The organism is Luteibacter sp. UNC138MFCol5.1 (genome assembly GCF_900110505.1).
Taxonomy (GTDB): domain Bacteria; phylum Pseudomonadota; class Gammaproteobacteria; order Xanthomonadales; family Rhodanobacteraceae; genus Luteibacter.
Genome location: NZ_FODZ01000001.1, coordinates 448,081 through 461,855, shown reverse-complemented (window position 1 = coordinate 461,855; position 13,775 = coordinate 448,081). Strand labels below are relative to the sequence as shown.

Here is a 13,775-nt window from a genome sequence, read left to right as displayed (position 1 = left end):
CGCGGTCGGGGCCGCTCCCACAATACCCGCGGTGGTGGGAGCGGACCTGGCCGCGACAGCCTTTGAGGCCGTGAGCCACAGGGCCTGAGCCCTTCCGCGAAAAGCCGCCACGCTCGGGGCCGCTCCCACGGGTCGGCTAGCTCACGGGATATGGGCCGTCCTCGAACACCGCGTCGTGGTAGCCCTTCTTGCCGATCGCCCGCGCCATGTCGCTGCGAAAGTCCTCGCCGCGGCGGAGGCACTCCAGCACGAACGCGAAGTCGCGCTTCGGCGTCCAGCCCAGGTCGCGGGTCGCCAGCGAGCTGTCGTAGACGCGATCCAGCGACGGCAGCAGCTTCCATCCGCGCATCGCGTATAGAGCATCCACCTCGGGATACAGCCGGCGGATGACGGACGGCGCATCGTGGCGCAGTGCCGCGACGTCGTCGCGCGTGAAAGGTGTGGTCGACGAAACGATGTAGCGCCCGAAGCCGAGCGAGGAAGCGCGGTCGAGCGCGAGCAGGTGCGCCGCGACGATGTCCTCGATGTCCGCGCGACGGTACAGCAGTTCGTTCGCCTGCATGTTCGCCGTATCGTAGGCCGCGCGCACGCCCGCGTTGTCGTCGTCCTCGGGAAAGAAGCGCGACGTGCGCAGCGCGACGACCGGAAGACCGTCCTTGCGGGCCACCAGTTCGCACATGCCTTCCGCGGCGATCTTCGTCGCGCCGTAGATGTTCTTCGGCACGGGCGCGACGGTCTCGTCGATCCAGGCCGCCGGCTCGCCGGGCGCGGGAGACAACGCGGCGCCGAACGCGCTGGTCGTGCTGGTGAAGACGAACGCGCGGACACGATGCAGCGTCGCGGCTTCGAGCAACGCGACGGTGCCCGCGACATTCGTGTCCACGAACTCGCGCTTGGTATGCGTGGCCACGTGTGGCTTGTGCAGCGTGGCGCTGTGGATGACGCCCGTCACACCCGACATCGCGTCGCGCACGAAACCCTCGTCGGCGATGGAGCCGACGAGGTCGGTGAACGGCGAGGCCTTGATGTCGAGGCCAATGACATGACGGCCATCCTCGCGAAGACGGCGCACGAGCGCCTCGCCCAGATGCCCGGCGCTACCGGTGACGAGGATCGCCATGCGCGCCCCGTTACCAGATCAGGTCGTCGGGGACGACGAACTGCTTGTAGTAGTCGTCGATCTCTTCCTCGGTCTGCACCGCGTCACCGTCCTTGCGCCCATGGTCGAGCACGATCGTCTCGGGCGAGCGCGCGTGGATCTTGTCGGCGGGACCGCGCGGAATCAGCTCATAGCTGTCGCCGAGCCGTGCGATGACCAGCGCGCCCGACGCGAGCTGCGCCCGCAGCGACTCGTTGACGAGCAGCGTGGCGATCTTCTCGCCATCGGTGAAACGGTAAGCCACGTCGCCGTCGCGCTTCACACGCGTGGTCTCGACGATCTGGCGTACCTGCGCGCGGATTTCCTTCGCGCGCGCCTCGGCGTTGCGTTCGGCGGCCAGCGCGCGGTCGCGCTCGGCACGCTCGGCCTGCAGGCGACGGGCGTCCACCTGTTCTTCGGCGGCCGGCGCCGGCGCCTTGCCCTGGCGCTGCTTCGCCTGATCGCGCACGATCTTCGCAGCCTTGTCCTTCTTGACCAGGCCGGCCTTGAGCAGCTGTTCCTGTAGTGGATTGCGCATGGGTAGACGTTTCTTGCCTTCGGATCGCCCGATTCTACCGCCGACCGCTTGGTTACATCGCGTTACGTGCCTAGGCTTGACGACCTCCCCGGAGGTACCGACCCATGCAAGCCCGAACCGCTCACCGCCCCGCCCGGCTGACGCTCCTGCTCGCCGCGCTGCTCGCGACGCCCGTTTTCGCCGCCGAAAGCCTGCCCCCACGCGCAAGCTGGAAGGCCAGCAGCTCGTCCCAGCAGGTGCCCGCGCTCGCGCCGGCCCATGCGATCGACGGGGATGAAGCCACGCGCTGGGGCGGTGCGTTCAGCCCCGGCCAGTGGTTCCAGGTGGATCTGGGCAAGGTCGCCTCGGTCGGCGGCGTACGCATCCATTGGGATAGCGGATTCGCCGCGTCGTATTCGATCCAGACCTCCGTCGACGGCAAGACGTTCCAGCCGGTCTACGCCGTGACCGACTCGCCGGGTGGCACCGAGTACCTCGTCTTTCCCGCCACGCAGGCACGTTACGTGCGCCTCGCCGCCCCGGCGCGCACGGCGGACTGGGGCGTCTCCGTGTTCGAGTTCGAGCCGTTCGCGGCGAGCGAAACCGCGCGGATCACGGGCCTCGACGGCAAGGGCGACGGCGCCGCGCTCTGGGCCGACGGCACCTCGCGCGGGATCGTCGGCAAGGGACCGAAGGGCGCACGGCAGCTCGACATCGCCCTCCCCCGCCCGATCGACATCGCGGGCATCGAGGTGACCTGGGACGGGCCGCGCGACGGCGCCACGCTCGAAGCCCGCGACGCCGCAGGCCAGTGGCGCGCCGTCGGCAGCGATCCGGGTAGCCTCGGCGACACGTCGTACCTCGCCGCCCGCGAGCCCTTCCAGGCGAGCGCGCTGCGGCTCGTCGTGGGCATGAAGAACGGCGCGACCCCGCGCATCGAGCGCCTGCGGTTCCTCGGCCCTCCGCGCGTCATGACCGCGATGAAGCGCTACCAGATCGCCGCGTCGCGCGAGAACGCCGCGCTGTTTCCCTCGTCGCTGCACATGCGGCAGGTGTACTGGACGGCGGTCGGTGTGCCCGCCGGCCTGCAGAAGGCCATCTTCGACGAGTACGGCGACATCGAGCCGTACAAGGGCGGCCCGCAGATCCAGGCGATCTGGCGCGACGCGTCCGGCCGCACGGCCGTATCGGATGGCGCGGAACGCGCGCACGCGTTGCGCGACGGCTGGAAGCCGATGCCGTCGGTACGCTGGACGGTGCAACCGGGCCTGTCGATGACGAGCGAGGCGATCGCGGTCGAAGGCGACGGCCAGCCTGTCGTGCTGCTGCGCCATCGGCTGCGCAACCAGGGCACCGCGACCGTCGACGGCACGCTGTCGCTCGTCGTGCGCCCGATCCAGGTCAATCCACCATGGCAGAACGGCGGCCCCTCGCCCATCCACGACATCGCCATCGCCGGCGATGGCGCGCACACCGACGTGCGCGTCGAAGGCCGCACGCTGATGGCGTCGCTGACGCCCGTCGATGCCGCCGGTGCCGCGCCGTTCGGCGCGCATGGCGAGACCGAGATCACCGCGCGGGTGGCGGCCGGCACGGTGCCTTCCGCGCGCGACGCGCATGACGCCGACGGTCTCGCGGCCGGCATGCTCGACTACCGCGTGCATCTCGCACCGGGCGAGCAGCGCGATGTCGTCGTCGCCTTCCCGCTCGGCGACTCGCCCGCCGATGCGAAGGGCCATCTGCCCGAGCCGCCGCCGATCGACCGGAAGGCGCTCACCGCCGACGGCTTCGACAGGCTCGCCGACGACGTCTCCGCCGCCTGGCAGAAGCGCCTCGGCGGCGTCGGCATCTCGTTGCCCGATCAAACCCTCGTGGACATCCTGCGCTCGCAGGCGGCCTACATGCTGGTGAACCAGACCGGTCATGCGATGCAGGCGGGTCCACGCAACTACAACCGTTCGTTCATCCGCGACGGTGCCGCCACGGCGTCGATCCTGCTGCGCATGGGCGAGACGAAGACCGCCCGCGATTATCTCGACTGGTACGCGGCGCACGCGGTGCACGAGAACGGGCTGGTCTCGCCGATCCTCAACGCCGATGGCAGCGTCAACACCGGCTTCGGCTCCGACATCGAATACGACAGCCAGGGCGAATTCATCAACCTGGTCGCGGACGTGGCCCGCTTCGGCGGTGGCGCCGCCAGCGTGAAGGGTTACCAGCCCAAGGTGCGCGCCGCCCTGCACTTCATGCAGGAACTGCGCGAGCGCACGATGGTGCCCGGCTATCTGTCGAATCTTCCCGCTCCCGAGCGCTTCCACGGCATCATCGCGCCGTCGATCAGCCACGAGGGCTATTCGAGTCCGACGCACAGCTACTGGGACGATTACTGGGCGTTGAAGGGCTGGCACGATGGTGCCTGGCTCGCCGACCAGTGGGGCGACAGGGAACTCGCCCGTTATGCGCGCGAACAGTACGCCGCGCTACGCGAGTCGGTCCGCAGATCGATCGAGGCCACGATGGCCTGGAAGGGCGTCGACACCATTCCCGCGGCCGCTGATCTCGGCGACGGCGATCCGACCAGCGTGTCGATCGCGCTCGACCCCGCGGGACAGATGGACGTGCTGCCGCGGGACGCCCTGACCCGCACGTTCGACCGCTATCTCGCCGACGTGCGCAAGCGCAAGGCACCAGGCGAACTCTACGCATACACACCGTACGAGCTGCGCAACGTGCTGACGTACGTCTACCTGAACCGCCCGGCGGACGCGCAGGAACTGCTCGCCGACGTCGTGGCCGATCGCCGGCCGCCCGAGTGGAACATGTGGGCGGAGGTCGTCCACTCGCGCCTCCGCCACCCGGGCTATCTGGGCGACATGCCACACACCTGGATCGGCTCCGAGTACGCCCGCACGATCTTCGGCATGCTGATGCGCGACGCCGACGACGGGCTGTACCTGCTCCCCGGCGCGCCGCCGGCGTGGGTGGCGGGGCCGGGATTGTCGATCTCCCGCCTGCCCGTGACCTACGGTTCGCTCAGCATGACGGCGAGGCGCACGGGAAGCACGTTGACGATCACGCTCGACAAGGGCATCGCCGCCGGCACGCCGGTGCGCGTGTTCTGGCCGGACCGCGTGAAGCCACGGAAGGTGACCATCGATGGCAAGGCGGCCGCGACGTGGGATGCCGATGGCGTGCGCATCGCCACGCCGTTCCGCAAGCTTGTCGCCGAGTACTGATCGTCCGAACACCGCCCCGTGGCAGGCGCGGGGCAGCGTTCGCGTCAGCGCTCGAAATCGACCAGCACGGTGACGTCGCGGTTCACGATGCCGCCGCGAACCGTCGGCTTCGTCTCGCGCAACCGCGCGTAGAACTCATAGTCCTCGCCTGGGCCCAGGGCGTGCGTGCGGATGAGTTGGCCCGGCCTCATCGTCTTCTTATTGGCGTCGCCCAGCTCCAGCCCCACGTTCTCCGGCCCCGTCAGCCGGAAAAGAGCGGGATTGTCTCCATCCGCGTCGCCCGTACCGCCGAAAGTGAACCTCGCGACCATGCCGAGAGGCTCGGGGCATTCTTCCACCGTGAGCTTGAACGGCACCCAGGGCGTCGCGCGATCGGGTGTCGCAAAGTTACTCAGATTGTAGTCGCCGAGCTTGACCGTCTGATCGAGGGTCTCCGGTGTGATGGTGCAGGTCGGCCTGCGCAGGATCATGGAGAAGATTTCCATGGTCCGGAACACCTGTTGCGCGCTGATGTTTGGCAACGACACCGCCTGCTTCGCGATCTCCCCCGAATCGACGCGTCCGAAAAGGACCGGGCCAGCCATCCTCTCGACCTCGTAGGAGACGGTATCGTCCGCGCTGGTGACCTCCTCGCCTTTCGCGAAAGACTCGTCGAATTCGTGCGGAAAGCTGCGTATGACCGATTGGCCGTTTTCCTGAATCTTCACGCGGATGCCAAAGCCTGAGGGCTTGCTGTTGACAAGCAACGGAACCAGATCGCCCACGGTCGGCTTCACATAGAAACCTCTGAAATGGGCAAGCCCTTCCTCGCAACTCAGTAGCACCTTGCCTTCGCCGTACGCGCCCCCCCTCTGCACGACGTCGCCCACCTCCATTGCATTATGAACGTCGATGTACGTCGTTTGCCCGATCTGATAGGTGGCCTCATTCACCGAGGTGCAACCTCCGTTGGCCCGGGCCTCCACCGCTCCGCCGATCGAAACAAGGGCGAGCAGGGCAAGCGTGGTTCGTTTTCCGTTCTTCGTCATCATCGACCTCTCTCCGTACACGTAGCGCGTACCGTTCATGACGACGCTGGCGTGCGTCGTTCCGAGGAGGCACATGGCACCTGCCGCGATGACTTTGCGGATGATTCCCTGCATGTTCGTGGCGTTCCTTCAGATCTCGACTGTTCGATCGCCGGCCAGTGGCCGGCGATCGATTCCCTTCGCTTAGCTCTCGTAGCGGACCGTGTAGACCACCGAGCTGTTCGCGCCGCCCGCGACCACCGTGCCGGTCGACTCATAACCGGCGCCGTAGACCAGGATGGCCTGGTTGTTGACGACCGTCTCTTTCACACCGTTGTTCTGGTTGTTGCCGAGGATGTCGATCGGATCGTTGTTCTTGTCGAACAGGCGAATGCGCACGCCGCTGGCACCGCCGGTGACTTTCAGGCCGCCGCCTGCATCGACCGTCGCGCCGTTCTCGAACGTCGCCCATACCTTGGTGTCGTTCGCGCAGGCGGACTCACCGTCCTTACCGATGTAGATGCGGAAGCCGATCCTGCCCGAGACATCGCCCACGTTGGCGAAGTCGCCGGCGCTGACCGCGCCGATGTCCACGGTGAAGTCCGGGCCACCATTCTCGGTACCGCCGTTGACCGAGCAGGTCACGTTGGTGATCGAACCGGTGAAGTTGATCGTGCCGGTCGATGCGAAGGCAGACGGAGCTGCCAGGCCCGCGAGAAGCAGGGCGGAGGTCATAACTTTGAGGTTCATCCAATTAACCTTTCATACGTTCATGTGTGAACAACACCGCCTCCCGGCGATGTCGGCTTTGGGGAGACACGGGGTCTTCCCCGCGCATCACGCCAGCCAGGCTCGACGAACGCGAGCGCCAAAAAAGTTTGTCGGATTTGGCCTACGCGCCATATAGAAGTTTTCAGAAAATTTTGACTTTCTTCCGAAACGGCGACGGGGCCTGCACTTTTGAAGTGAGACCCCGTTTCTCAGGACGCGGAAATGATTTTCTGCTAGCGACGTGATATCGCAGGTGGGCGACTACTGTCCGATGCGACGCAACGGCTTGCCGCTCATCAGGTTTCGCTCGATCTGCTCCAGCGTCACATTCTTCGTTTCGGGCACGAGCCAGAACGTGATGGCGATGAAGACCGCGTTGAGCGCGGCGTACAGCCAGAACGTCGGTGCGTTACCGATGCCGCTGAGCAGCGTGAGGAACGTGGCACCGACGATCATGTTGGTGACCCAGTTGGTGAACGTCGAGACGGCGATGCCGAAGTCGCGCCCCTTCAACGGCTGCACCTCGGAGCACAACGTCCAGATCAGCGGACCGGCCGACATCGCGAAGCCGACGATGAAGAGCAGCAGCATGCCCACGGTGAAGAACTGCTCGCCACGCGACGAAATGCCGAGACCCATCATGGTGCCGACCACGCCCAGGCCGACCGCCATGATGGCGAACCCCGCGTACAGGATCGGCTTGCGACCGAGGCGGTCGACGAAGGCGAAGGCGATGAGGGTCGCCAGCACGTTGGTGAGGCCGACCGCGGCCGTGAACCACATCTGCGCATGGGTGTCGTACCCCATGTCCTTGAAGATGCGCGGCGCGTAGTACATCACCACGTTCATGCCGGTGAATTGCTGCATCGCCTGGAGCAGGACGCCAAGCCCGACGGAGCGGCGGAAATTCCGGTTCTCGCGGAACATGCTCCAGCCGTGCTGCGGGGTCTTCAGTTGCTCGTCGATGTCCGCCATCTCCTTTTCCACCACGGCCGCGTCGCCGCGGAGCTTCGCGAGCACCACCTTCGCGTCGTCGCGCCGTCCGCGCATCATCAGCCAGCGCGGGCTGTCGGGAAGGAAGAACAGCCCGAGCAGGAACAGCACGCCCGGCGCCGCGATCACGCCCAGCATCCAGCGCCAGCTGCCGCTGGCGCTGAAGGCAGTATCGGACAGAAAGGCGAGCAGGATGCCGGTGGTGATCATGAGCTGGTACGTCGAGATCATGGCCCCGCGGATCTTCTCGGGAGCCACCTCGGCGAGGTAGAGCGGCGCGGTGAAGGTCGCCACGCCAATGGCGAGGCCCAGGACGAAGCGCGCGACGATCAGGATCGAAGCGGACGGTGCGAAGGCGCAGAACAGCGAGCCCACGATGAATAGAAGGCCGGCGAGGATCAGCGATCGCTTGCGCCCGAGGACGGCCGACATCCAGCCGGCGCCGAGCGCACCGACGGCGGCGCCTGCCATCATCGAACTGACGATCCACTCGATCATCCGGTCGGATACCCGGAAGTCGGACTGGATGAACTGCGTAGCGCCCGAGATGACGCCGATGTCGAGTCCGAACATGAGGCCGGCGAGCGCGGCGAGGATACAGGTGGTAACGATGGCGGCCCTGGGATGGGCGGTTGCGGCTTTCTGCGTGACGACGGCGTCCACAGGCGGATCCTTGTCTCGATGCGATCCCTTCATTGGATGCCCCGGCATGTATCCGGCCCGTGTGAGAGGTGTCGGCATGCGGTGATCCCGTGGCGGAGGAATCGGGGCCCGAGGTTTAAGCGTTTTCGGCAAGCTATCGTGGGTTCGCGTCCGTCCCGGTGCATGCTCGGGAACGATGATCGACGGGTGATCCGACCCCGAAGACTATTCAGGCGCGGTCTGTCGCCGCGCGGTACGCGTGCGGTCGTCGAGCGCCCCGAGGCGCAGGTCTCGCCAAGCCGGCGGGACGTCGCGCTGTGTTAGCGTCCGTCTGTTTACTTCCACGGAAACCGTTCGAACGTGCCCCCCATGCCTACCCCATCCGACGACCACGATCCTGCCCTGACGACCCGTGAGGCGGCCGAGCTGCTTGGCATCTCCGTTAGCACGGCGCAGAAATGGATCGAGGGCGGCGCGGTGGAATCGTGGAAGACGCCGGGTGGGCATCGGCGGATGCGGCGAACCGCCGTGTTGCGCCTGCTCGAGGAACGCACGGCGTTGGCACGCCCGGCGGCGGCCGTCGCGGAAGAGTTGCTCCCGCTCCAGGACCCCGCGTACCCGGTGCCGGCGGACGAAACACCGAGGTTGCGTGCCGTGGGCCGGACCGGCCTGCTGGATACCGAGCCCGATCCGGCGTTCGATCGCGTCACCCGTCTCGCCGCGATCATGGCTGGCACCTCGGCGTCCGTCGTGGCGATCCTGACCGCGCGCCGGCAGTGGTACAAATCGCGCCATGGCGTCGAGGCGACCGAAACGCCGCGCGATCTCGCGTTCTGCAACCACGTCCTGCTCGCCGACGACATGGTCATGGTCGAGGATGCACGCGGCGACGCCCGGTTCCGCGACAACCCGCTGGTGCGGGGCGAGCCCCACATCCGTTTCTACGCGGGGTGTCCCCTCCACTCCCCCGATGGGTTCGTCATCGGCACGCTGTGCGTGTTCGACACGGCGCCCCGGCGGCTCGACGCGATCCAGCAGGAGTGCCTGCGCGCGCTCGCGGAGATCGGCGAAGATGCCATTCGTCTGCACATGGCGGAGCGCGGCCGGCGCTGAAGGCTACGTGGCGGCTGGCGCCCACGGGTCGTAGCTGCCGAAGTACCAGAGGTAGCCCTCCGGATCGCGGGCCGAGTAGCCCGCGCCGCCGTAATCCTTTTCTTCGTAGTCGTCGACGATCTCGGCGCCGGCCGCCTTCGCGGCGTCGTAGTGCGCGCGGACGTCGGCCACGGTGACACAGGCGCACTGCGTTTGGCGGCCACCGACATCGCCGGGCTGGACCATGTGACGGCTGAAGGGGGTGTCGTCGCGAACGGAGCCGAGCATGATCATGCCGTCGCCGTAGGTCAGCTGCGCATGGTCGATCAGGCCGGGGTGCGCGCTGCTCTCGTAGACGGCCTGGCGCTGGAAACCGAACGCCTTGCACAGGAAATCGATGGCGGAGGGGGCGTCGGCATAGCGCAGACAGGGAATGACGGTGCTGCTCATGAGGGTCTCCTTGGCCGTGTGCCGACGGTAACCCGGCCCGTGCCGGGGAACCATTGCCCCGTCAGCCAATCCGAAAGCAGGCTCAGGCGAGCTCCGCCACGGCGCGGCGCACGGTGTCGATGCCGCCGGCCTGCTGGTTCGTGGCCTGCGCCACGTCGGAGACGCGCTCCAACAGCGTGCCCACCGACGTGAGGATGTCGCGCATGGCGACACCGGCTTCGCCGCTGCGCTCGCTCCCTTCGCGCACGCGGTCGAGCGTGCCCTCGATCAGGGCGCGAATCTCGCGGGCGGACTCGGCGCTCCGCTGGGACAGGACGCGGACCTCCTGCGCGACGACCGCGAACCCCTTGCCGTGCGAGCCGGAACGCGCGGCTTCGATCGCCGCGTTGAGCGCCAGGATGTTCGTCTGGAACGCGATGGAGTCGATCAGCGACACGATCTCGGCGATGTCGCGCGCGCCGTCCTGAATGGCGGACATGGTGGAGATGACCGCCTCGACCATCGCGCCGCCATCCGCCGCCGAGCGGCTCGCCTCGTTCGCCAGCGCGTTGGTGGCACGCGCCTGCGCGGCGATCGCCGGCACCGTGTCGGCAAGCTCCGCGAGCGACGCGTGGAGCGTGCGTGTCGCGCGCGTCTGCGCCGTCACGTCTGTGGCGTACTTGACGACCTTGAAGGGGCGTCCCGCCATGTCGAGAATCGGGTTGTAGCTTCCCTGGATCCACACTTCGCGGCCCCGGCGGTCGACGCGGCGGTAGAGGCCGGCGTCGTACTCGCCGCGGCCGAGCTTCTCCCAGAAGGCGAGGTACGCCGTGCTCGTGCGATCGGCGCCGTCGACGAACATGCGGTGGTGCTGCCCGACGACCTCGTCGCGTGCGTAGCCCATGGTGGCCAGGAAGTTGTCGTTCGCGTCCAGGATGATGCCGTCCAGCGAGAAGCTGATGACGGCCTGTGCCTTGTCGATCGCGGCAAGCCTCCCTTCCATGTCCGCGGCGCGCAGACGCTGCTCCGTCACGTCGGTCGCGAACTTCACGACACGCATGGGGCGACCCGCACGATCGAGCACGGGGTTGTAGCTCGCCTGGATCCAGACTTCCCTGCCATCGGCGCCCAGGCGACGGTAGAGACCGACATCCGGCTCGCCGGCCGCCAGCCGTTGCCAGAAGGCCGCATATTCGGGCGCCTCGACCTCCTCCGGTGCGACGAACATGCGATGGTGCCGGCCGACGATCTCCGCGCGCTCGTAGCCCACCGCGGCGAGGAAGTTGTCGTTCACATCGAGGATGGTCCCGTCGAGCGCGAACTCGATCGCGGCCTGCGTCCGGTTGAGGGCGTCCATCTTCCCGCGCATGCCGGCCGACCGGCCAAGGAGCGCGCGGAGTCGCGCGATGAGATCGAGGGCCATGTGTCGTGCTCCGCGGGTATGGCTGGAGCTCGCTTATCGTCCCCGGCAGCAACGAACTTGATGTCGCGGCAGCGTCTTTGCCGAATTGGCGCACCGTCTTAGCGACGACTTACACCTGGCGTCGATTCGGCCTAGTCGGCCTGTCCGATCACCAGCGGTCTCGCGTCGGTGCGGCCCTGATCGTCGACGACGCGAACCAGGAATCGCCCGGTGCGTTCGGGCGCCCACATCAGCCCCTGCCCGTTGGGGACGCTGCCCAGATAGGTGTCGTCGACGAACCAGTAGATGCGGTGGGCGGCGGCGTCCACCGTCGCGGTGAACGCGATGCGCTCGCTGCCGAGGCGGGATGCGCGGATCTGGTAGCTGCTGCCACGCGTGGGCGAGGTGATCTTCGGCGGCTCGCCGGCGAGCTGACCACCGCCCTGGCAGTCGGGAAGCGGGGGCGGCGTGCGCCGCGGCATGCCGGCCTGCGCGAACAACCGTGCCAGGTCGGACGGCCAGTACTCGTAGACCTCGGTGCGCGTGTGATTCGGATCGTACGGTGGGCACGCGGGCTTGCCGGTCGTCGTGTCGACCACCACGGGACGGTGCACGTTGCTGACCCGGATGGGCGACTTGCCGGGAATGAACCACGTGCTGCCGAGCTGCGGACACCAGGCGTTGGGTAAGTCGCCACTGGCGAGGCAGATGGGCACGCGACGCAGGTTGGGCGGATTGCGACGGATCGGCTCCGCCAGCCCGGGCCGTTCCGCCCGCAGGGCGTCGGCGATACGGAAGAACAAGGGTGCCGCGGCGTCGACGCCAACGAAGGCCGGGTTGCCCGCACCGTCGAAGTTGCCGATCCACACGACGAGGACGTAGGGCCCGAAGCTGCCCGCCGTCCACGCGTCGCGGAAGCTCCAGGAGGTTCCCGTCTTCCAGTACACGGGGACCCGCGATGGCTGCGCCGCGACGACATCGTCGGGCCGCGGATTCTGGCGCAGCATGTCCATCACCATGAAGCTCGCCTCCTCGCTAAGGACGCGAGTGGCGCCCGCCTTCGGCGTCGAGGCGAGAAGACGCAGCGGGCGGAGTTCGCCCCGATTCGCCAGCATGGCGTAGAGGCCGGCCAGCTCCTGCATCGTGACTTCGCCGCCGCCGAGCACCAGGGCGAGCCCGTAATGCTGCTCGCTCGCCATGCGCGAGATGCCGGCGTCGCGAAGGAAATCGTAGAGCGATGGATGAGCCAGCCGCGCGGCGACCTGTACGGCGGGGATGTTGCGACTACGGACGAGCGCCTGCGTCGCCGTGACGGGGCCGAGGAAATGGCCGTCGAAGTTCTCCGGCGTATACGGACCGAACGCGCTCGGCACGTCGCGTAGCACCGTCTCGGGATGGAGGATGCCCTGATCGAACCCCAACGCGTAGATGAAGGGTTTCAGCGTCGAGCCGGGCGAGCGTTTCGCCAGCGTGCCATTCACCTGGCCCTGGATCGCCGCGTCGAAGTAATCCGCGGAACCCACCATGGCCTTCACGCCCATGTCGCGCGTGTCCACGAGGATCGCCGCCGCGTTGCGGATACCGCGATCGCCCGCGCGTTCGACGTACTGCCGAACCTGTCGTTCGAGGCTGCGCTGGAGCCCGAGGTCCAGCGTCGTGACGACGCGCATGTCGTCGTCGCCGTCGAGGCGGCGCGCGGCAAGCACCTGCTCGACGAAGTGCGGCGCTTCGAACGGCAGGCGCGAGAGCGGACGAAGCCTCAACGGCAGGTCGAACAGCGGTGCCGCTGAGGCGTCCTCGGGATGCCGCGACATCCAGCGCACGAACAGCCGGTCGCGCGCGGCCTTCAGCGCCCTGTCGATGACGGCGTTGCCGTTCGCGTCGCCGGGCAGGCCGCGCGCCGGCTCCTGGGGAATCACCGCGAGGGTCAGCGCCTCCGGCAGGCTGAGCCGCGCCGGCGCCTTGCCGAAGTACGCGAGGCTCGCCGCGCCGACACCCTCGACGTTACGACCATAGGGCGCGGCGTTGAGGTAGGCCTCGAGGATGTCGTGCTTCGAATAGCGCAGTTCGAGCCCGATCGCACGCAGCGCCTGCGTGAACTTGCCTGCGGGGCTCCGCGTGTCGAGTCGCCACATCAGCCGTGCGAGCTGCATCGTGATGGTGGAACCGCCCTGCGGCGATGCGCGCCGAACGTACGTCATCCACGCGCCGCGCGCGATGCCCCATGCGCTGACGCCCGGATGCCAGCGGAACCATCGATCCTCGTGCAGCAGCACGGCGTCGACCATCGCCGGCGAGATGTCCTCCAGCGGCACCCACAGCCGGTAACGCTGGTCGCTCGCGAGGGTGAGGCGCAGCAGGTGCCCGTTCGCGTCGTAGACCGCCGTCGAGGACGGAAACGACGCGCGCAGCGGCTCGTGTGGCCACAGGCGAAAGGCGAGCGGCACGGCGGCGAAGAGCAACAACGCCACGAGGGCGTTGTGCCATTTGACGCGACGGAGGCGCGAGAGGAGCTTCATGAGTCTGGCGATGAACGGTGCCCGGGGGC

Annotated in this window: 10 protein-coding genes; 2 read left to right on the top strand and 8 right to left on the bottom strand. The window is 67.7% G+C overall.

The genetic code is table 11. From position 1 onward, the window contains the following. Positions 1–136 precede the first annotated feature (136 nt). A complete protein-coding gene (locus tag BMY69_RS01955) occupies positions 137–1,120 on the bottom strand; it encodes an NAD-dependent epimerase/dehydratase family protein (RefSeq protein ID WP_090175153.1) in 984 nt (327 codons plus the stop codon). A 10-nt stretch (positions 1,121–1,130) separates the two neighbouring features. Then, the gene (locus BMY69_RS01950; protein WP_090058847.1) at positions 1,131–1,676 is read right to left on the bottom strand and encodes a DUF2058 domain-containing protein; all 546 of its coding nucleotides are present in this window, start codon (positions 1,674–1,676) and stop codon (positions 1,131–1,133) included. 104 nt (positions 1,677–1,780) lie between these two features. Between BMY69_RS01950 and BMY69_RS01945 the strand changes: the two genes are divergently transcribed. Next, positions 1,781–4,891 (top strand): discoidin domain-containing protein, encoded by a 3,111-nt coding sequence (locus BMY69_RS01945; RefSeq protein WP_090175152.1) that lies wholly within the window; start codon positions 1,781–1,783, stop codon positions 4,889–4,891. Between the two features lie 44 nt (positions 4,892–4,935). Here the strand turns inward: BMY69_RS01945 and BMY69_RS01940 are convergent, their stop codons facing one another. The 3 genes from BMY69_RS01940 to BMY69_RS01930 form a co-directional block, all read right to left on the bottom strand. Continuing rightward, a complete protein-coding gene (locus tag BMY69_RS01940; protein WP_090175151.1) occupies positions 4,936–6,033 on the bottom strand; it encodes a fimbrial protein in 1,098 nt (365 codons plus the stop codon). Between the two features lie 69 nt (positions 6,034–6,102). Continuing rightward, a complete protein-coding gene (locus BMY69_RS01935; protein ID WP_090175150.1) occupies positions 6,103–6,648 on the bottom strand; it encodes a fimbrial protein in 546 nt (181 codons plus the stop codon). Positions 6,649–6,930: 282 nt separating this feature from the next. Then, a complete protein-coding gene (locus tag BMY69_RS01930) occupies positions 6,931–8,325 on the bottom strand; it encodes a sugar porter family MFS transporter (RefSeq protein ID WP_304441817.1) in 1,395 nt (464 codons plus the stop codon). A 348-nt stretch (positions 8,326–8,673) separates the two neighbouring features. Here BMY69_RS01930 and BMY69_RS01925 point away from each other — a divergent pair, with 348 nt between their 5' ends. Continuing rightward, positions 8,674–9,417: a GAF domain-containing protein gene (locus BMY69_RS01925; protein WP_090175149.1), complete on the top strand. Its 744-nt coding sequence runs from the start codon at positions 8,674–8,676 to the stop codon at positions 9,415–9,417. A 3-nt stretch (positions 9,418–9,420) separates the two neighbouring features. Here the strand turns inward: BMY69_RS01925 and BMY69_RS01920 are convergent, their stop codons facing one another. The 3 genes from BMY69_RS01920 to pbpC all read right to left on the bottom strand — a co-directional run bounded on the left by BMY69_RS01920 (position 9,421) and on the right by pbpC (position 13,746). Then, positions 9,421–9,846 carry a VOC family protein gene (locus BMY69_RS01920; protein ID WP_090175148.1) on the bottom strand — a complete coding sequence of 142 codons (426 nt, stop codon included), beginning with the start codon at positions 9,844–9,846 and terminating at the stop codon, positions 9,421–9,423. 82 nt (positions 9,847–9,928) lie between these two features. Next, positions 9,929–11,248 (bottom strand): methyl-accepting chemotaxis protein, encoded by a 1,320-nt coding sequence (locus BMY69_RS01915; RefSeq protein WP_090175147.1) that lies wholly within the window; start codon positions 11,246–11,248, stop codon positions 9,929–9,931. Between the two features lie 131 nt (positions 11,249–11,379). Beyond that, positions 11,380–13,746, bottom strand: a complete 2,367-nt coding sequence (pbpC, locus tag BMY69_RS01910) for a penicillin-binding protein 1C (RefSeq protein WP_090175146.1) — start codon at positions 13,744–13,746, stop codon at positions 11,380–11,382. Positions 13,747–13,775: the final 29 nt, after the last annotated feature.